This is a genomic window from Halochromatium sp. NSM3 (assembly GCF_059621085.1).
Genome location: NZ_JCAQIA010000007.1, coordinates 42,565 through 59,492, shown reverse-complemented (window position 1 = coordinate 59,492; position 16,928 = coordinate 42,565). Strand labels below are relative to the sequence as shown.

At 63.7% G+C, this 16,928-nt stretch carries 20 protein-coding genes; 2 read left to right on the top strand and 18 right to left on the bottom strand.

What is annotated here, in order from left to right:
• Window positions 1–36: 36 nt before the first annotated feature.
• From AC54T3_RS04880 to fur, 5 genes are all read right to left on the bottom strand, one after another.
• Window positions 37–498 (bottom strand): hemerythrin domain-containing protein, encoded by a 462-nt coding sequence (locus tag AC54T3_RS04880; RefSeq protein ID WP_496622801.1) that lies wholly within the window; start codon window positions 496–498, stop codon window positions 37–39.
• Window positions 499–710: 212 nt separating this feature from the next.
• Window positions 711–1,271: a hypoxanthine-guanine phosphoribosyltransferase gene (locus tag AC54T3_RS04875; protein ID WP_496622799.1), complete on the bottom strand. Its 561-nt coding sequence runs from the start codon at window positions 1,269–1,271 to the stop codon at window positions 711–713.
• An 86-nt stretch (window positions 1,272–1,357) separates the two neighbouring features.
• Window positions 1,358–2,410 carry a beta-N-acetylhexosaminidase gene (nagZ, locus tag AC54T3_RS04870; protein ID WP_496622880.1) on the bottom strand — a complete coding sequence of 351 codons (1,053 nt, stop codon included), beginning with the start codon at window positions 2,408–2,410 and terminating at the stop codon, window positions 1,358–1,360.
• Window positions 2,411–2,515: 105 nt separating this feature from the next.
• Entirely contained in the window at window positions 2,516–2,992 is a 477-nt protein-coding gene (locus AC54T3_RS04865) for a L,D-transpeptidase family protein (RefSeq protein WP_496622798.1), read from the bottom strand.
• Entirely contained in the window at window positions 2,989–3,435 is a 447-nt protein-coding gene (gene fur / locus AC54T3_RS04860) for a ferric iron uptake transcriptional regulator (protein ID WP_496622878.1), read from the bottom strand. Before fur ends, AC54T3_RS04865 begins: the two co-directional genes overlap by 4 nt.
• Before the next feature lie 114 nt (window positions 3,436–3,549).
• Here fur and AC54T3_RS04855 point away from each other — a divergent pair, with 114 nt between their 5' ends.
• A complete protein-coding gene (locus AC54T3_RS04855) occupies window positions 3,550–4,050 on the top strand; it encodes an outer membrane protein assembly factor BamE (protein WP_496622797.1) in 501 nt (166 codons plus the stop codon).
• Between the two features lie 25 nt (window positions 4,051–4,075).
• Here AC54T3_RS04855 and AC54T3_RS04850 read toward each other — a convergent pair whose 3' ends face one another.
• The 12 genes from AC54T3_RS04850 to rlmD form a co-directional block, all read right to left on the bottom strand.
• On the bottom strand, window positions 4,076–4,393 hold the full coding sequence (locus AC54T3_RS04850; protein WP_496622796.1) for an RnfH family protein: 318 nt from the start codon (window positions 4,391–4,393) through the stop codon (window positions 4,076–4,078).
• Window positions 4,383–4,817: a type II toxin-antitoxin system RatA family toxin gene (locus AC54T3_RS04845; RefSeq protein WP_496622794.1), complete on the bottom strand. Its 435-nt coding sequence runs from the start codon at window positions 4,815–4,817 to the stop codon at window positions 4,383–4,385. Before AC54T3_RS04845 ends, AC54T3_RS04850 begins: the two co-directional genes overlap by 11 nt.
• A 1-nt stretch (window position 4,818) precedes the next feature.
• Window positions 4,819–6,186, bottom strand: coding sequence for a sodium-dependent transporter (locus tag AC54T3_RS04840; RefSeq protein ID WP_496622793.1), 1,368 nt, complete (start codon window positions 6,184–6,186; stop codon window positions 4,819–4,821).
• Window positions 6,187–6,190: 4 nt separating this feature from the next.
• The gene (gene glmM / locus AC54T3_RS04835; protein WP_496622792.1) at window positions 6,191–7,531 is read right to left on the bottom strand and encodes a phosphoglucosamine mutase; all 1,341 of its coding nucleotides are present in this window, start codon (window positions 7,529–7,531) and stop codon (window positions 6,191–6,193) included.
• Between the two features lie 36 nt (window positions 7,532–7,567).
• The gene (gene folP / locus AC54T3_RS04830) at window positions 7,568–8,347 is read right to left on the bottom strand and encodes a dihydropteroate synthase (RefSeq protein WP_496622790.1); all 780 of its coding nucleotides are present in this window, start codon (window positions 8,345–8,347) and stop codon (window positions 7,568–7,570) included.
• Window positions 8,348–8,435: 88 nt separating this feature from the next.
• Window positions 8,436–10,358: an ATP-dependent zinc metalloprotease FtsH gene (ftsH, locus tag AC54T3_RS04825; protein ID WP_496622788.1), complete on the bottom strand. Its 1,923-nt coding sequence runs from the start codon at window positions 10,356–10,358 to the stop codon at window positions 8,436–8,438.
• A gap of 91 nt (window positions 10,359–10,449) precedes the next feature.
• Window positions 10,450–11,073: a 23S rRNA (uridine(2552)-2'-O)-methyltransferase RlmE gene (gene rlmE, locus AC54T3_RS04820; protein WP_496622786.1), complete on the bottom strand. Its 624-nt coding sequence runs from the start codon at window positions 11,071–11,073 to the stop codon at window positions 10,450–10,452.
• A 46-nt stretch (window positions 11,074–11,119) separates the two neighbouring features.
• Window positions 11,120–11,896: a hypothetical protein gene (locus AC54T3_RS04815; RefSeq protein ID WP_496622784.1), complete on the bottom strand. Its 777-nt coding sequence runs from the start codon at window positions 11,894–11,896 to the stop codon at window positions 11,120–11,122.
• A 264-nt stretch (window positions 11,897–12,160) separates the two neighbouring features.
• Entirely contained in the window at window positions 12,161–12,517 is a 357-nt protein-coding gene (locus AC54T3_RS04810) for a high-potential iron-sulfur protein (protein ID WP_496622782.1), read from the bottom strand.
• 244 nt (window positions 12,518–12,761) lie between these two features.
• On the bottom strand, window positions 12,762–13,241 hold the full coding sequence (locus AC54T3_RS04805) for a C40 family peptidase (RefSeq protein ID WP_496622780.1): 480 nt from the start codon (window positions 13,239–13,241) through the stop codon (window positions 12,762–12,764).
• A gap of 158 nt (window positions 13,242–13,399) precedes the next feature.
• Window positions 13,400–13,867 carry a CYTH domain-containing protein gene (locus AC54T3_RS04800; protein ID WP_496622778.1) on the bottom strand — a complete coding sequence of 156 codons (468 nt, stop codon included), beginning with the start codon at window positions 13,865–13,867 and terminating at the stop codon, window positions 13,400–13,402.
• 36 nt (window positions 13,868–13,903) lie between these two features.
• Window positions 13,904–15,328 (bottom strand): 23S rRNA (uracil(1939)-C(5))-methyltransferase RlmD, encoded by a 1,425-nt coding sequence (rlmD, locus tag AC54T3_RS04795; RefSeq protein WP_496622776.1) that lies wholly within the window; start codon window positions 15,326–15,328, stop codon window positions 13,904–13,906.
• Between the two features lie 147 nt (window positions 15,329–15,475).
• Here rlmD and AC54T3_RS04790 point away from each other — a divergent pair, with 147 nt between their 5' ends.
• Window positions 15,476–15,967 (top strand): hypothetical protein, encoded by a 492-nt coding sequence (locus tag AC54T3_RS04790; RefSeq protein WP_496622775.1) that lies wholly within the window; start codon window positions 15,476–15,478, stop codon window positions 15,965–15,967.
• A 50-nt stretch (window positions 15,968–16,017) separates the two neighbouring features.
• Here AC54T3_RS04790 and cysM read toward each other — a convergent pair whose 3' ends face one another.
• Complete coding sequence (gene cysM / locus AC54T3_RS04785) at window positions 16,018–16,911, bottom strand: cysteine synthase CysM (RefSeq protein ID WP_496622773.1); 894 nt, start codon at window positions 16,909–16,911, stop codon at window positions 16,018–16,020.
• Window positions 16,912–16,928 lie beyond the last annotated feature (17 nt).

Here is a 16,928-nt window from a genome sequence, read left to right as displayed (position 1 = left end):
CTCGGCCTTACATGAGCATGGCTCGGCGACCTGACGTCAGACGCGCTGCTCTGGTTGCTCTGGCTGCTCGGCAAAGATCCCGATCTCGAGGAGTTTCGGAAACAGCACCTGTTCTTCGCGGTCGATCCGGTACGCGAGCATATCGAAGATCTCGTGCGTCTGTTCCAAGAACTCATCGGTAAAGTTGAAATCGCAGTTCTTCAGCCAGCGTTTGTAATACTCATCGAAGGACCGACGCAGCGGCTTCTCCCCGCTGATGAAGCCCCAAGCGATCGATTTGATCCTCGGATCTTCATGAATCAGTAGGTTCGGATAGAGCTGCTTGTCTTCCTCCGCCAGGTGAAGCTTGACCTTCTTCGCAAGATCGCAAAGCAACTGATAGGCGGTCTTGGCATTGGGCCTGATTTTGAGCTGCTCGGGCGCCGTGAGCGATCTGAGGTCGTCGATCATCTGGCGCAGCTCAGCATGACTGGTGCGATAGCCGTCGAGTGTCTGCATTACCATCCTCCTACATCATTGACGGGAACGCTGAGAGAGTCCCCCGGCCCGCCGATGTCTTGGCGCATCGTTGCACGTGAGCAGGATGCTCACCCTGCGGGAGGGAGGGCGTCCCGGTTCCCTCTGGTTTAGCCCATCACCACCAGATTGTCAAAAAGCCATTCATTATATTAGCTTTTTACAGAATTCGCTGAGGTCGACCCTGGCCACGATCAGATGTCCGCCTCGCTAGCTGCGAGGATGCGATCGGCGTTGCGGAAATAGCTCTTATAGTCGAGCCCATAGCCCATCACATAACGGTCCGGCACCCGCAGCCCAACGATGTCCGGGCGATAGTCGCATTGGCGCTCGCGCTCCTTCTCGACCAGCACCGCGCTGACCACAGAGGCCGCGCCATCCTCGTGGCAGGCCTTGACGATGGCTTCCATCGTCAAACCCTCGTCAAAAATATCGTCGATCACCAGCACATGCTCGCCGCGCACCGCCGCCGAGGGCCGGTGGCGCCACTCGATCTCGCCGCCGCTGGTCTCGCCGCGATAGCGCGTGGCATGCACATAGTCGAGCCGCAATGCAAAATCGAGACGTGGCAACAACAGCCCCGTCGCGACGATGCCCCCGGTCATCACACAGAGTACGACTGGGTCGTGAGCGCCGAGTCGCGCACGGATCGCCTCGCGCATCCGCTCCAGCGCGGCCTCGACCTCGGCGCTGGACACCAGACACTCGGTGCGCGCGGCGATGGCCTGGTATTGCTCCTGATTCATCTTGTTCATGGCTGTTCTGTTATTTGCTCCTGGACGCGGTCGGATCGCCACGGCCCTTGATGATTCGAGACGGCTGCCGCCCCGCTTGCCGCTCCTCAGTCGAGATCCTGCAAGCGAGCGATCGCCTCTAAAGCGGCTTGCCGGCGATCATGACGCGTCAGATCGATCAGCGAGCGGCCGCGCAGTCGTTCCAAGCGGGCCGCTGACGCCGGCAGGCGCCAATCCGCCACCGCATCCACCACCGCGACCGCTGCCTCGCGATTGTTGCAGATCAGCACCAGGTCACAACCGGCCTGCAGGGCGGCAAGCGCTCGCGCGGCCGGTGAGCCGCCGGCATCAGCGGCGGCCATGTTGAGATCATCGCTGATGATGGCGCCATCGAAGCGCAAGCGGTCTCTTAGCAGCTCACGCAGCCAAAAGGTTGAAAAACCAGCCGGCTCGGGAGCGATGGCAGAATAGCGCACATGCGCCGGCATCACCGCCTCCAGCCCCTGTGCCATCAAGCGGCGGAACGGCAGCAGATCGCAGGGCTCCAGCGCACTGAGCGGGCGCTGATCCTCGGGCAATTCCAGATGCGAATCGGCGACCACACCGCCATGGCCGGGAAAGTGCTTGCCACAGCCGGCCATGCCTGCGGCATGCACCCCGTCCAGCCAGGCCGTCGCCAGCGTGGCCACCGCCTCCGGCGTGGTGGCAAAGGCGCGGTCACCGATGACGCAGCTCAGTCCTTGCTCGACATCGAGCACGGGCGCGAAACTGAAATCGACACCGAGCTGACGCAGCTCAATCGCCATCAGCCAACCGACGGCGCGGGCGGCATCGAGGGCCGAGCGCGCATCACGCTCATAGAGCTTGCCGAAGCGCGCCGCCGCCGGCAACCGCGTGAGGCCCTCGCGGAAGCGCTGGACGCGCCCGCCCTCCTGATCGACCGCGATCAACAGACGCCGCTCATCGAGGGCGCGGATGGACTGGGTCAGCGCGGTGAGTTGAGCGGGCGCGGTGAAATTGCGTTGGAACAGGATGACGCCACCAACCGCCGGATGACGCAAGAGCTCGCGGTCCTCGGCGCTGAGTTCGATCCCGCCGAGATCCAGCATCACCGGTCCCAGCCGCCGCTGGCCGGGACGTTGATCGGCGTGTGCCCTCATCATGAAGCTGCTGGCCATCTCGGCAACCCTGTGTCCTGATCGGCGGTTCGTAGAGTACAGGCCGATGGCATTGTCGGCCCCATAAGGCGGTGTCTCGGCGGCGGATCAGCCGATCAGCACCGGACAACCGACCGGCACCAGGTCGCAGAGCCGGATCACATCGGCATTGCGCATGCGAATACAGCCCTGCGAGCGTGGCACCCCCATCGGCTCGGTCTCCGGGCAGCCGTGGATGTAGACAAAGCGACGCAGCGTATCCACCGAGCCACCCCGATTCCACCCCGGCTCGCAGCCGGTGAGCCAGAGGATGCGGCTCAGTATCCAATCCCGCTGCGGCGCCGCAGCCGCCAGCGCGCCCGAATAGACCTCACCGGTCCAACGGCGTGCGCGGAACACGGCACCGCTCGGACAGCCCTGCCCCACCTTGAGGCGAATGCGGTGCAAGCCGCGCGGTGTGCAACCGCTGCCGTTCAGCTCGCCCGGACCACGCGCCGCCGTCGACACAGAGGTCACCTCCAGCAGCGCGTCCCCGCAATAGAGCGAGAGCTGTTGCAGCTCCAGATCGACCTGGATTCTGATCACGCCCCCCGCTTGATCGCCGAGCGTCGCGGACAGTCCTCGCCCTGGAGGCAATCGCCATAGATGACCAGCGCATGCTCAACGATCTTGAACCCGTTCTGTTCGGCGACGGCCCGCTGGCGCTCCTCGATCACCTCGTCAAAGAACTCGACCACAGCGCCGCATTTGACGCAGACGAGGTGATCATGGTGCCCCCCCCGATTCAGCTCGAACACCGATTGTCCGCCTTCGAAATGGTGGCGGATGACCAACCCGGCGCCCTCGAACTGAGTCAACACCCGGTAGACGGTCGCCAGGCCGATCTCCTCATCGGCGGCCAGGAGTTCCTTGTAGACCTCTTCGGCGCTCAGGTGTCGCTGCTCGCTGGTCTCCAGGATATGGAGGATCTTCAGTCGCGGGACAGTGACCTTGAGTCCAGCCTGCTTGATCTGGTGCTGATTCTCCATGGGCTGCTTACTCATCAGTCCACGCGGCACGCGGCGCCTGCTCAAGAAAATGATGCCGTTCGCTCATGTGCGGTACCATCTATGTTTGTTTCATCCGGTCTTTATAACAGATTGATGCGAAGGCTTGTCATTCTTAGCTCGATCCTAATCCTCGCGACCCTGTTGGCGAGCACCGGCTGCGCGCGTGGCAAGAAACCCGATGCGCCACCAAGCGGCTCGATGCTGTCGAACCTGCCCTTTGTCTACAAGATGACAGTCCAGCAAGGGAATATCATCACCGAGCGCATGGTCAACCAGATCCAGCTCGGGATGAATCGCGAGCAGGTGCGTTTTGTCCTCGGCACACCCTTGCTCACCGATATGTTCCACACCGACCGTTGGGATTACCTCTACACCATTCGTCGCGGTCATGCGCCGATGGAGAGCAAGCGACTCACGCTCTGGTTCGAAGACGACCAACTCGTGAGTATCGATGGATTCGCGCGGCCCGACCCGGCCGAAGCACTCACCGCATTCGAGGACGAGACCGTGATCGTCGAGGTGCCCGATTGGCAAGACGATCGCGGTCTGTTCAACCGCGCGCTGAATGCCGTCGGCGTCGAGACCGTCGACTAAAGCGCCCTATCCGCCGAGGACACACTCAGGTGCTGGCTGTCGCGGCCTTGGTGCCACTGGAGCCAGCCGCGCGCTGCTTGCGCGCCTGCTTCGGATCAGCGATCAACGGTGGATAGATCTCGACCCGATCACCACTCGCCAAGACCTGATCGAGCTTGGCGACCTTGCCGAAGAGACCCACCTTGTTCACCCCGAGATCGATCTCGGGGAATCGCGCGAGGATGCCGGAGCGCTCGATCGCATCGGCCAGGGTCATCCCCGGCTGCCCCTTCACCGGTATCAGTGCCTGCGCACGCTCGCGCGCATAGGCGACTTCGACGTCGACAGTCTTCTCAGTCTCCATAGATCTCATCCGCTCGTTTGCAAAAGGCGTCCACCAGGGAGTTGGCGATCTGCCCGAAGACGCCACCGAAGGCCTTGTCGATGAGGCGCCCGGAAAACTCGAAATCCAGTTCCAGTTCGACCTTGCAGGCATCCTCGCGCAGCGCGGTGAAGATCCAGACGCCGTTGAGTTTTCGGAAGGGCCCCTCTTTGAGGCCCAAGTACATACGCTCTGGGGGCTCGAGCTTGTTGCAGGTCGCGAACACCTGCCGCACCCCAAGCCGGGCGACCTCGATGCGGCCGCACAGTTCATCGTCGTTGCGCGACAGCAAGGTCGCTGATTGACACCAGGGCAGAAATCGCGGATAGCCCTCCACGTCCGCCACTAGGTCGAACATCTGTTGCGTCGAGTGACGCACCAGCGCGCTTTTCTTTACCTGTGGCACGTCAAATCAGTCCAATCGCATTCAAAAACACAAGGATGACACAGAGCGGCGCGACCCAGCGGATCAGCGCGCGCCACAGACGATACAGCCAGGCGCCACTGCTGACACCGAGTTCGGCGCGTGACACCTGATCGTCGAGGATCCAGCCGGCAAAGATCGCGATCAGGATACCGCCAAGCGGTAGCAGCACGTTGGCGGTCAGATAATCGAAGAGGTCCAAGATCCCCTTACCGAACACCATGAAACCGGACCATGCGTTCAGCGACAGCAGACAGGCGATGCCGAGCAGCCAAACCGTGCCGCCTGCCAGCAGCGATGCGCGAACCCGGCTGAAGTCCTTGTTCTCGACCAGGTAGGCGACCATCGGCTCGAGCAATGAGATCGCCGAGGTCCAGGCGGCGAACGCGAGCAACAGGAAGAACAGCACACCGAACAAGGCGCCGAACGGCATCTGCCCGAAGGCAACGGGCAGCGTCTGGAAGATCAGCCCGGGGCCGGCGCTCGGCTCGAGGCCGTTGGCGAAGACGATCGGAAAGATCGCCAGCCCAGCCAGTACCGCCACCAGGGTGTCCATGCCGGCGATGATTGCCACATTGGCGCCGATCGAGGCCTGGCTGCTGAGATAGGAGCCATAGATCATGATCGCGCCCATGCCCAAGCTCAGGCTGAAGAACGCCTGTCCCATCGCGCTCAGGATTGCCTCCCCAGCATTGGCTCTGAGCGCGGAAAAATTCGGGGTGAACAAGTACGAGAACCCCGCTCCGAGGTCTCCCGCCTGAGCCGCATACAGCACCATGATGATCAGCAAGACAAACAGCGCCGGCATCAAGAAGCGTACGGCGCGCTCCAAACCACTGACAACACCGCGTGCGACGATCATCACCACCAACACCATGAAGATGGTATGCCAGGCCAAGAGCCGCTCGGGGTCCGCCATCAGCGCACCGAAGATGGCCTCGGAACCAACTCCATCGATGCCTGAGAACTGCCCACTGCCGGCACGAAAGACATAGGCCAGCGTCCAGCCCGCGATCACGCTATAGAAGGACAGGATCAAGAACCCGCACAGGATGCCTATCCAACCGAGCAGTTGCCAAGCCGGATGCACACCCTGCTGCGCCGCCAGCGCGCGCATGGTATTGATCGGACTCTGCCGGCCGCGCCGCCCGAGCATGACCTCGGCGATCATGATCGGAATGCCGATAGCGGCCACGCAGAGCAGATAGATGAGGACGAAGGCGCCACCGCCATATTCGCCTGCGGTGTACGGGAAACGCCAGATATTGCCGAGGCCGACCGCAGAGCCCGTCGCCGCGAGGATAAAGGCGAGGCGCGATGACCACATGCCATGCATCGAGGTCGTCGACATCGGCTCAGGCCCCCAACTCGTCGCGCACCAGGGCCGCAAGTTGCTCGGCAAGCGTCTGCACCATGCCAGCATCGGCGCCTTCGACCATCACCCGCACCAGCGGCTCGGTCCCGGAGAGACGCAGCAGGATGCGCCCCTGCTCGCCGAGGTCCGACTCGGCATCGCGCACCGCGTCCTGAATACGCGGTCGTGACATGACATCGATGCGCTGCTCGAGGCGCACATTGATCAACACCTGCGGATAGGACTCGACCGGCCGCACCGCATCGGCGAGCTTGACATCGGCATCGATCAGCGCCTGCAGCACCTGCAGCGCGGCGATGATGCCATCGCCGGTGGTGGTCCGATCCCGGCAGATGATGTGCCCCGAGGGCTCGCCACCCAGCATGCCGCCGTCTTGCTTGAGCCGTTCCATGATGTAACGATCGCCAACCTGGGTGCGGACGAAATCGATCCCCAATCGCCGCAGCGCGAGTTCGAAACCGAGGTTACTCATCAGGGTGCCGACGACGGCGCCGCGCAGCGCATCATGGCTCAATCGCGATTGCGCGATGATATAGATCAGCGCATCGCCATCGATGAGCCGCCCCTCGGCATCGACCATCATCAACCGATCGCCATCGCCATCGAAGGCGATGCCAAGCTCGGCACCCTCGGCGAGCACTGTCTCGGCCAGGGCAGCCGGCTTGGTCGAACCGACTTCGCGATTGATGTTGAAGCCATCGGGGCGCGCGCCGATGGTCACGACCTCGGCGCCGAGTTCCTCGAAGACATAGGGGGCGACGTTGTAGGTGGCGCCATGCGCGCAGTCGAGCACCAGCTTGAGGCCCTTGAGCGAGGTCGACGGCGGGATGCTGCTCTTGCAGAACTCGATATAGCGCCCGGCGGCATCCTCGACCCGCCTTACCTTGCCGAGGTCGGCCGAGGGCACGGTGCGCAGCGGCTGATCGATCGCCGCCTCGATCTCATACTCGATCGCGTCGGGCAGCTTATCGCCATCACCCGAGAAGAACTTGATGCCGTTATCGTCATACGGATTATGGGACGCCGTAATCACGATACCGGCGGCGGCGCGAAAGGTGCGGGTCAGATAGGCAACCCCAGGCGTCGGCATCGGCCCCAGCAGACGGATATCGACGCCAGCGGCGACCAGCCCGGCTTCGAGCGCGGACTCGAACATATACCCCGAGATGCGGGTGTCCTTGCCGATCAGGACCGTGCTGCCATCGCTGCGGCCGAGCACCCGGCCGGCGGCCCAGCCGAGCTTGAGGACGAAATCCGGGCTGACGCTCGGATCGCCAACGCGTCCACGAATCCCATCGGTGCCGAAATACTTGCGTTTCAATGCTTCACCTTCCTCTCATCGAGCGACCATCGGCACTCAAGCTGCAGCGGCAACCGCAGCGAACACGCGGACCGCATCCCGCGTCGCCGCGACGTCATGGGTGCGGATGATCGCCGCACCCCGCGCCAGTGCCAGCACTGCGGCGGCAACCCCGGCCGGACCCCGGCCACGCACATCCCGTCCCGTCAATGCGCCGAGCATGGACTTGCGCGACAGACCCACCAACAGCGGACACCCAAGCTCCGCGACCCGATCCAATCGCGCGAGCAGTGTCAGATTATGCGCGAGGCGCTTGCCAAAGCCAAAGCCCGGATCAAGCACCAGCCGCTGACGCGCAATACCGGCCTGCTCGCACGCATGGACACGCGCGCGCAGGAAGTCGATGACCTCGGCCACCACATCCTCATAATGCGGCTCATGTTGCATGGTACGCGGCAGCCCTTGCATATGCATCAGGCACACCGGCAAACCGGTCTCGGCCGCTACGCGCAAGGCATCGGGCGCCTGCAAGGCGAAAACATCGTTGATCATCCCGACGCCAGCACGCGCAGCGGCGCGCATGACCGCAGGCTTGGAGGTATCGATCGAGATCGGCACCTCGACGCGCCGACTGAGCGCTTCGATCACCGGCACCACGCGGTCGATCTCCTGCGCTTCCGGCACCGGCTCGGCACCGGGACGCGTCGACTCGCCGCCGACATCGATGATCGCCGCACCCTCGGCCACGAGCTGCTCGGCGTGCGCGAGCGCATGCGCGACACACACAAAATCACCCCCGTCCGAGAAGGAATCGGGGGTGACGTTGAGGATACCCATGACGCGGGGAACGGTCAGGTCCAGTGACCGGTCCCCGCACTGCAGTGCCGTCATCCGCGTGCGCTACAGCGGTCGCTGCCCGCGCGCATCAGTGCTCGCCGGCGGGCCCGCCGATCGGACCCGAGGCGGGCCGACCATCGGTGGATGGGGTGACCGGCGCATCCGCGCCCCCGCCTGGACGCTTCGGCTCGTCATTGCTCCAATCCTTTGGTGGCCGCGGTGCGCGCCCCTCCATGATGTCGTTGATCTGATCGGCATCAATGGTCTCGTACTTCATCAAAGCCGCAGCCATCGCGTGGAGCTGATCCATGTGCTCGGTGAGAATGGTCTTGGCCCGCTCGTAGTTGCGATCGATGAAGCTGCGCACCTCCTTGTCGATCAGATGCGTGGTCTCATCCGACACCGACTTGTGCTGGGTCACCGAATGGCCTAGGAACACCTCTTGCTCGTCCTCGCTGTAGGTCAAGGGGCCCAGCTTGTTCGAAAGGCCCCACTTGGTGACCATGTTGTGCGCGATATCGGTCGCGCGCTGGATGTCATTCGAGGCACCGGTGGTGACCATCTCCGCGCCAAAGATCAGCTCCTCGGCCAAACGACCACCGAACAGGCTGGAGATTTGACTCTCCAGACGCTGCTTGCTGTAGCTGAAGCGATCGTCCTCGGGCAGGAACAGCGTGACGCCCAATGCCCGACCGCGCGGGATGATGCTGACCTTATGCACCGGGTCATGCTGCGGCACCAAGCGGCCAACGATCGCATGCCCGGACTCGTGATAAGCGGTCAGCTTCTTCTCGTCCTCCGACATGACCATCGAACGACGCTCGGCGCCCATCATGATCTTGTCCTTGGCCTTCTCGAGGTCCTCCATGTCGACCAGGCGCTTGTTGGAACGCGCCGCGAACAAGGCCGCCTCATTGACCAGATTGGCCAGGTCGGCACCGGAGAAGCCCGGCGTGCCGCGTGCGATCAGCGACGGGGTCACATCCTCGGCGGTCGGGATCTTGCGCATGTGCACCTTGAGCACCTGCTCGCGACCACGCACATCGGGCAACGGCACCACCACCTGGCGATCGAAACGACCAGGACGCAGCAAGGCCGGATCGAGCACGTCGGGGCGGTTGGTCGCGGCGATCACGATCACGCCCTCGTTGCCCTCGAAGCCATCCATCTCGACCAGCAACTGGTTCAGCGTCTGCTCGCGCTCGTCGTGCCCGCCGCCCAAGCCAGCCCCACGATGACGACCGACCGCGTCGATTTCATCGATAAAGATGATGCAGGGCGCGTGCTTCTTCGCCTGCTCGAACATATCGCGCACGCGCGAGGCGCCGACGCCGACGAACATCTCGACGAAGTCCGAGCCAGAGATGGTGAAGAACGGCACCTTGGCCTCGCCGGCGATGGCGCGCGCGAGCAGCGTCTTACCGGTGCCGGGCGGGCCGACCATGAGCACGCCCTTGGGGATCTTGCCGCCGAGTTTCTGAAACTTGGACGGGTCTTTCAGGAAATCGACGACCTCGACCACCTCGTCCTTGGCCTCATCGGCGCCGGCCATATCGGCGAAGGTGACCTTGACCTGATCCTCGCTCAGCATGCGCGCCTTGCTCTTGCCGAAGGACATGGCACCGCGGCCACCGCCGCCGCCCTGCATCTGCCGCATGAAGAAGATCCACAGGCCGATCAGGATGAACAGCGGGAACCAGTTGATCAGGATCTGCATCAGCACCGAGGGCTTCTCGGGAGGCGCGGCTCGGATCTCGACATCATTGTTGAGCAGATCGCCTATCAGCCCATTGTCGTCGGGACTGTAGGTGGTGAAACGTTGCCCGTTCTGGTTAACGCCATCGATCGTGCGTCCCTGTACCGTCACCTCTTTCACCTGGCCCTGTTGGACCTGCCTGATGAAATCGGAATAGGCCAGGGTCTGCGGACTCGACTGCGTAGCCGTGAAGTTGTTGAACACGGACATCAGCACGATCGCGATGACCACCCAAAGGATTAAATTTTTCGCCATGTCGCTCACGGCATCGGCCTCTTTAAGAACGGCGGTGCTCGAACCGGCTGGCTCGGGGGACCGCGAAAATGGAATGTCGTTAAGTTGGACGTTACCGGACTTGACGCCCTTTCGCTACCAGATAAACCTCGCGGCTTGTGGACCGGGAGGCCGCTGGCTTGCGAATATGGACCTGCTTGTACCCTTGTCGCAGATCCTTGAGCATGTGGTCGAAGCCTTCGCCCTGAAACGCTTTGACGACCAGTGCGCTACCCGGTTTTGCGTACCGCGCCGCGAAATCGATCGCCAGCTCAACCAGGTACATCATGCGTGGCTGGTCCACCGCCGGCATTCCCGACACGTTTGGGGCCATATCCGAAAGCACAAGATCGACCCCCGCATCGCCGATCCGTGCGCTCAGTTGCGCGAGATCCTCGGCCTCGCGGAAATCACCGCGCACGACATCGACCCCGGCGATTGGTTCCATCTCCAGCAGATCGATGGCAAACACGCACCCTTTCGGCCCGTTGCGTTTGGCCACAACCTGAGACCAACCGCCCGGTGCCGCGCCGAGATCGACCACGCATTGGCCCGGTCGCAGGAAGCGATCGCGCTGATCGAGTTCGATCAGCTTGTACGCCGCCCGCGAACGATAGCCCTCGCGCTGTGCCTGCTGCACATACGGATCCTTGAGATGGCGCTGCATCCAACGCCGATCGCCCTTGCGCGCCGCCATCAACCGACCCCGCCGCTAGGCCCCGAAGACGCGCGTCTCGGACCGTTCATAGATCATCAACCCAGTCAAAATCGAACAGCTCCAGCAAGGCCCCGGTCACGCTGCCGGCGGCCAGGCCAGCTGCGGCGGCAACCGGCAAGCCCGAGGACGTGGTCTCGATCACCTGCAGGAACAGCCCGGGCTGGTCATACCCGGACAGCGTGCTCGCAAAGGCCCAAACGCTGCCGCCGACGATGATCGCCACCAGGCCGATGACCAAACCTTCGGCGACCGGACACCAACGCCGCGGCAAGCCACCGGCGGCAGTCACGACCCAACGCACGGAGGCGACATAGATCACACCGTTGACCGACACCAGGAAGGCAACCGCAACCACCGACGAGAGCCCGAGCCCGAATAAGGCCAACGCCGAGAGCACCGCCCCGGAGGCGACACCTGACAACGCGCCCACCAAGGCCTTCGCTGGCACATTCGCGGTGCAGCGGCTGGGGAAATCGACCAAAAGCCCGGTTGCCAGACCCAGCACACCGCAGAGCAACGCGGCCTGCCAAAACAGGGCTTGGTCGTGAAACAGGATGAGCACGAACAGCGTCGCGAGCGCGCCGATCAGGCTGGCCGCCAAGGCCACCTGCCGCGCACTGTAGTAAGCGGCGCCGATCGCGCCAGCACAGGCAGCGGCCCCCACCAACGCGAAGACCCCCAGCATGGGGGCTAATAGCGCCTCGAGGACCACGAATAAGGGGGCATAAATGGCGCCGATGAGCGCCCAGAGCAACGCCCGGATCAGCAGTTGCCGGGTAACCGGCAGGAGCGCGAGACTCATGACTCACATCCAACACAACGGAACAACAGGAGGTTATCGGGGCGGCACGCTCGCGTACATCGCCGATCGATAAAGGCTAGGTTAGGGATTCGAGGCAAGGGCCTATGCGTGGGCGCTTGATCAGCAGGCATCGGCGCGACGGAAGCGAGTGTGGAGCCGACAGGGCACTGAGCGGGAAGGACGAGGAAGAACGGTAAGCGGGGCTAACGCGGGGCGAAAAAACGCCCCGCAGAACGGCGAGATGCCGCAAACGGAGGCGCGGTCTTAGCCGGCCTTCAGCGTCCAGGATGCACACCAGCCGGTCTCATGCACGGCCTTGCCGGGGAACAGGCTGCACGGGCGCCATTCACCCGAGTCGGCCAGCACGAACTGGCAATTGTGGCAGAACTGCTCTTCCGGTGGCTTGCCCGGACGACCTGCGGCGGCGCGATCGGCGCTGGCTGCGTCTTCGGCGTACTTGAGCGCTTGCGCGGTCGGGTCGGTGGCCGGATCAACATGCGGCAGATCCTGGGCCTGGGCGGCGGCAATGCCAACCAGGTTAACCAGCGGCACCGAGGCGAGACCACCAAGCATCATCTTGACGGCGTCACGACGGCTCTTGTTCATTGGCTTATCGGACATTCTGACGTCTCCTTCAGAGCGTGGACTGAGATTGCTCGAACGGCCCGGTGTCACCACGCAAGGCCGGACCGCCGGCCATTGTGCATCAATGGCCCTAAAAACGCGAGTGCAGCCGGCCACGCGACCACACAGCGCTGTTTTCACCAAGCGTAGACAGTGGACTCCGGGTGACGTTCCTACCCGATGAGGTGCCTGCCTAGCGGCGTTCCTGTTGCGCGCCCGTCTTGAGCGCCCGTCAAACCCGCTACAGATAACTGCCGGCCCCAAGGAAACGTTTCTGCCAATAGGGATTGCCGAGGCTCGCGAGTCGCACGCGCCGCTTCGAGGTCGAGGCATGGACGAAGCGCTGCCGATCCACCATCAGGCCGACGTGATACTGGCTCGGTGCCGTGCGGAAGAACACCAGATCGCCCGGTTTGGGAGGCCCCTGCAATGGCCGAGCCGCCGCCTGTTGCTGCGTCGAAACGCGGGGGATTTGCATGCCGACCGCCTGATGGGCGACCAAGGTCAGCCCACTGCAATCGAGCGCCTGATGCGGTGTCGCCCCCCCATACGCATAGGGCGTCCCAATCTGCGCGAGCGCGGCCGTGACCAGATCAGCGCGCTTTGGCTCGAGCCCGCTGAGATCGAAGCGCTCACCCGCCATCTCGACGTCGCGAGTCGGTGCGGTCTTGGTGCAGCCACTCAAGGTCAAGACCAACCCCAGACAGGCACTCGCCATCATCACCTGACGCAGCCAGCGAGGATGAAGCGCGCGGCAAACCCAATCAACTGTTGACATTTTACTGGATGAAAACTCTATAACCTCATGAGAGTCTTCAGTTTAGAGTGATCTTAACGGCTGTCAAGTAAGACCGGATTCTTAGATGCGCACGGATCGCCTCACCAGTGCTTGAACGGATGACGCGCCAGGTTGGCGTTGTAATAGCGCGGATCATCGCTGACCTCGGCCCCGATCCAGCTCGGGCGCTCGAAGGGCTCGTCTTCGCGGCTCAGCTCCAATTCCGCCACCACCAGGCCGGCATTGTCGCCGGCAAAGACATCCAGCTCCCAGGTCTGCGGGCCGCAGCGCACTCGATAGCGGGTCTTCTCGATGATCCCGGTCTGGGCTAGCTCGCTCAGCATGGCCTTGGCATCCTCGGCCGGAATCGAATACTCGTATTCGCTGCGACGGATGCCGTGGGTCGCGCCCTTGAGCGTCAGCACGCCCTGCTCGCCCTCGAGTCGCGCGCGCACCGTCACCGTCGGCGTCGACGCCAGATAGCCCTGCATCAGCCGCACGCCGGGCAACGCCTGCGCGCGCCAGCTGTCGTCGCGGACGAGGAATTTACGCTCGATCTCAGTCGCCATCGCTGTTGCCTCATCTCAGCCTGATAGGCGAGCGCCTCAAGCGCGCTCGAACAGCGCCATCGCCTCCAGGTGCGCCGTGTGGGGAAACATATCCATCGCGCCCGCCGCCTCGAGCCGGAAGCCGAGTTCGCCAACCAGCTTGGCTGCATCACGCGCCAGCGTCGCCGGGTAGCAGGACACATACAGGATGCGCTTCACACCGGAACCGGCAAGCCCATCCAGCACCTCGAGCGCACCGCTGCGCGGCGGGTCGAGCAACGCCTTAGCGAAGGGCTGATCAAGCCAGGGGGCACCGGCCAAGGGCGATGCGGCCGGGCGTTGGCGAGACGGCGCGCCCACTTGCACACTCCCTTGTGCGCCCGCTTGCGCACCACTTTGCGCACCACCTTGCGCATAGAGATCGGCGCTGTAAAAGCGCGCATTCTCAACCCCATTGCGCACGGCATTGGCCTCGGCCCGCGCCACCAAGCCCGCATCGCCCTCGACCCCGACGACCTCGCGCGCCCGCTGCGCGATCGGCAGTGTGAAATTGCCGAGCCCACAGAACAGATCGAGCACGCGCTCGGCGGGCTGCGGATCGAGCAGCGCCAGCGCCTGATCGATCATCCGCCGATTCAGCTCAAGATTCACCTGCGTGAAATCGGTCGGCTCGAAGCCGAACGTCAGCCCCTGAGTCGGCAGGCTGTAGCCAAGCTCGATCCCCTGATCGGGCAGCGGGCGGATGCTCTCGACCCCGCCCTCCTGCAGATAGACATGAAAACCAGTCTCGGCGGCAAAGCCGAGCAGCCGCTCGCAATCGGCCGCCGAGGGCGGGTCCAGTACCCGAAACACCAGCACCACCGGCCCGTCGCCCTGCGCCACCTCGATCTGCGGCAGCCGTTCGCGGATGCTCAGACCCTCGATCAGCCGCGCCAGATCCTCGAGCCGCTCGCCCACGCTCGGATGCAGCACCTCGCAGCGCCGCACATCGGCGATGAAGCTCGAGCCACGCTCGCGAAAGCCGACCAGCACCCGACCCTTCTTCGCCACCCAGCGCACCCCGAGCCGCGCCTTGCGCCGATAGCCCCAGTGCGCCTCGGCACCCTCGGCGGCCAGCGGCGGCAGCCAGCGCGCCGGCGCCAGGCCACCGAGGCGCTGCAGCACATCGGCCAGGATCGCCTGTTTATTCTCGATCTGCGCCGCTGGGTCCATGTGCTGCAGCGCGCAGCCACCACAGACGCCAAAGTGCGCGCAACGCGGCTCGACTCGCTGCGCCGAGGGCTCCAACACCTCGCTCACCACGGCCTCGTCATGGCGCTTCAAGCGCCGAGTCAGCCGCAAGCGCACGCGCTCCCCGGCCAAGGCACCATGCACGAACACGGTTTTGCCCTCGACCCGCGCGACCCCGCGCCCATCATGGGCGAGCGATTCGATCACGGCCTCGATCGGTTGCGCCGGCAACGCCTTGGATTTCCGGCTCATCGTGCCTCACCTACTCTGTCATTCCCAATGTCGGCGCCGATCATAACGCGCCTCGCCTGATGCCGCAGGGATGCCGCAGGCCGGGCAGCGCCCTGATACACTCGCTATCCCCTTCTTTCAAAGCCGACGATCATTTCCAGAGCAACCATGACTCTTCGCCAAAAAGACATCGATTTCATCAAAGAGAACCTCGGCAACTGGCTCGAGGAACTTTCCATCATCGCCCCGGTGCGCAATCAACAAGATCAGCTCGAACGGCTCGAGGCCATCGAAGTCGCGCTCGAGCAGCAGCGCCGATTCCTCAAAGGTCAGGGCGAGCAGATCGACAGACGCATCTCGTCCATCCAACAGACGATCGAACGCCAGCAGGAAAGCAGCGAGACCCGTTTGACGAACCTGCGCGACGAGATCGAGCAACGCCTCACGCGGCTGGAAAAACGCATCGAGGCCACGGACAAGCGTTCCCAGGGACAGGACAAACACTTCCCGCACTTGCAGGAGGTGATCGAGCAGCAGGGCAAGGACATCAACCGCCGTATCAGCCGCTCCCTCTTGTTGATGTTCTTGGTCATGCTGGTGGTCGGCGCGCTCATCTCCATCGAGATACTGAAGCTGATCACCACCGGCAGCCCCATCTGAGCAGGTCTAAGAGAAGCGCCACACCGAGCGTCTAGCGCCACGCCGGCCCGCTAGCGCTCGGGATAGACACCGGTCGACAGATAGCGATCACCGCGATCGCAGATGATCGCCACGATCAGAGCGTCCTCGACCTCGGCCGCGAGCTTGAGCGCCGCAGCCACCGCGCCACCCGACGAGACACCGGCAAAGATCCCCTCGCGCGCGGCCAGTGCGCGCATCGTCTCCTCGGCCTCGGTCTGCGAGACATCGATGACGCGATCGACCCGCGAGGGCTCGTAGATCTTGGGCAAATAGGCCTCGGGCCAGCGCCGGATACCAGGGATGCTCGAGCCCTCCTCCGGCTGCACGCCGACAATCCGCACGGCCGGATTCTGTGCTTTCAGATACCGACTCGCCCCCATGATGGTGCCCGTCGTGCCCATGGCGCTGACGAAATGGGTCACCCGACCCTCGGTATCGCGCCAGATCTCCGGGCCGGTGCCTTCATAATGGGCCAGCGGATTATCCTGATTCGAGAACTGATCCAAGCGCACACCCAGCCCTTGCGCCTCCAGCTCGCGCGCCAGATCGATCGCCGCCTCCATGCTGCCGTCCTTCGGCGTGAGCCGGATCTCGGCGCCGTAGGCCGCCATCGACTGGCGCCGCTCCACGCTCATATGCTCCGGCATGATCAGCAGCATCCGATAACCCTTGATCGCGGCAGCCATCGCCAATGCGATACCGGTGTTGCCGCTGGTCGCTTCGATCAGGGTATCGCCGGGGCGGATCGCACCGCGCTGTTCGGCGTGGCGGATCATGCTCAGCGCGGCCCGATCCTTCACCGAACCCGCCGGATTGTTGCCCTCGAGCTTGGCGAGGATGCAATTGCTGGTCTCGCCGGGCAGCCGTTGCAGCCGCACCAGCGGGGTGTTGCCCACTTGATCTTCGATGGTCGGATAGTGCATCGCTTATCTCCAGGCCG

Coding starts and splice junctions, on each gene's coding strand:
- AC54T3_RS04875 (WP_496622799.1), bottom strand. CDS start 1,271: ATGAACAAGATGAATCAGGAGCAATACCAGGCCATCGCCGCGCGCACC.
- AC54T3_RS04815 (WP_496622784.1), bottom strand. CDS start 11,896: ATGAGTCTCGCGCTCCTGCCGGTTACCCGGCAACTGCTGATCCGGGCG.
- cysM (WP_496622773.1), bottom strand. CDS start 16,911: ATGCACTATCCGACCATCGAAGATCAAGTGGGCAACACCCCGCTGGTG.
- fur (WP_496622878.1), bottom strand. CDS start 3,435: ATGGAGAATCAGCACCAGATCAAGCAGGCTGGACTCAAGGTCACTGTC.
- AC54T3_RS04880 (WP_496622801.1), bottom strand. CDS start 498: ATGCAGACACTCGACGGCTATCGCACCAGTCATGCTGAGCTGCGCCAG.
- nagZ (WP_496622880.1), bottom strand. CDS start 2,410: ATGAGGGCACACGCCGATCAACGTCCCGGCCAGCGGCGGCTGGGACCG.
- AC54T3_RS04800 (WP_496622778.1), bottom strand. CDS start 13,867: ATGGCGACTGAGATCGAGCGTAAATTCCTCGTCCGCGACGACAGCTGG.
- AC54T3_RS04850 (WP_496622796.1), bottom strand. CDS start 4,393: ATGGAGACTGAGAAGACTGTCGACGTCGAAGTCGCCTATGCGCGCGAG.
- AC54T3_RS04855 (WP_496622797.1), top strand. CDS start 3,550: ATGCGAAGGCTTGTCATTCTTAGCTCGATCCTAATCCTCGCGACCCTG.
- folP (WP_496622790.1), bottom strand. CDS start 8,347: ATGGGTATCCTCAACGTCACCCCCGATTCCTTCTCGGACGGGGGTGAT.
- rlmE (WP_496622786.1), bottom strand. CDS start 11,073: ATGGCGGCGCGCAAGGGCGATCGGCGTTGGATGCAGCGCCATCTCAAG.
- rlmD (WP_496622776.1), bottom strand. CDS start 15,328: ATGAGCCGGAAATCCAAGGCGTTGCCGGCGCAACCGATCGAGGCCGTG.
- AC54T3_RS04805 (WP_496622780.1), bottom strand. CDS start 13,241: ATGATGGCGAGTGCCTGTCTGGGGTTGGTCTTGACCTTGAGTGGCTGC.
- AC54T3_RS04810 (WP_496622782.1), bottom strand. CDS start 12,517: ATGTCCGATAAGCCAATGAACAAGAGCCGTCGTGACGCCGTCAAGATG.
- ftsH (WP_496622788.1), bottom strand. CDS start 10,358: ATGGCGAAAAATTTAATCCTTTGGGTGGTCATCGCGATCGTGCTGATG.
- AC54T3_RS04790 (WP_496622775.1), top strand. CDS start 15,476: ATGACTCTTCGCCAAAAAGACATCGATTTCATCAAAGAGAACCTCGGC.
- AC54T3_RS04840 (WP_496622793.1), bottom strand. CDS start 6,186: ATGTCGACGACCTCGATGCATGGCATGTGGTCATCGCGCCTCGCCTTT.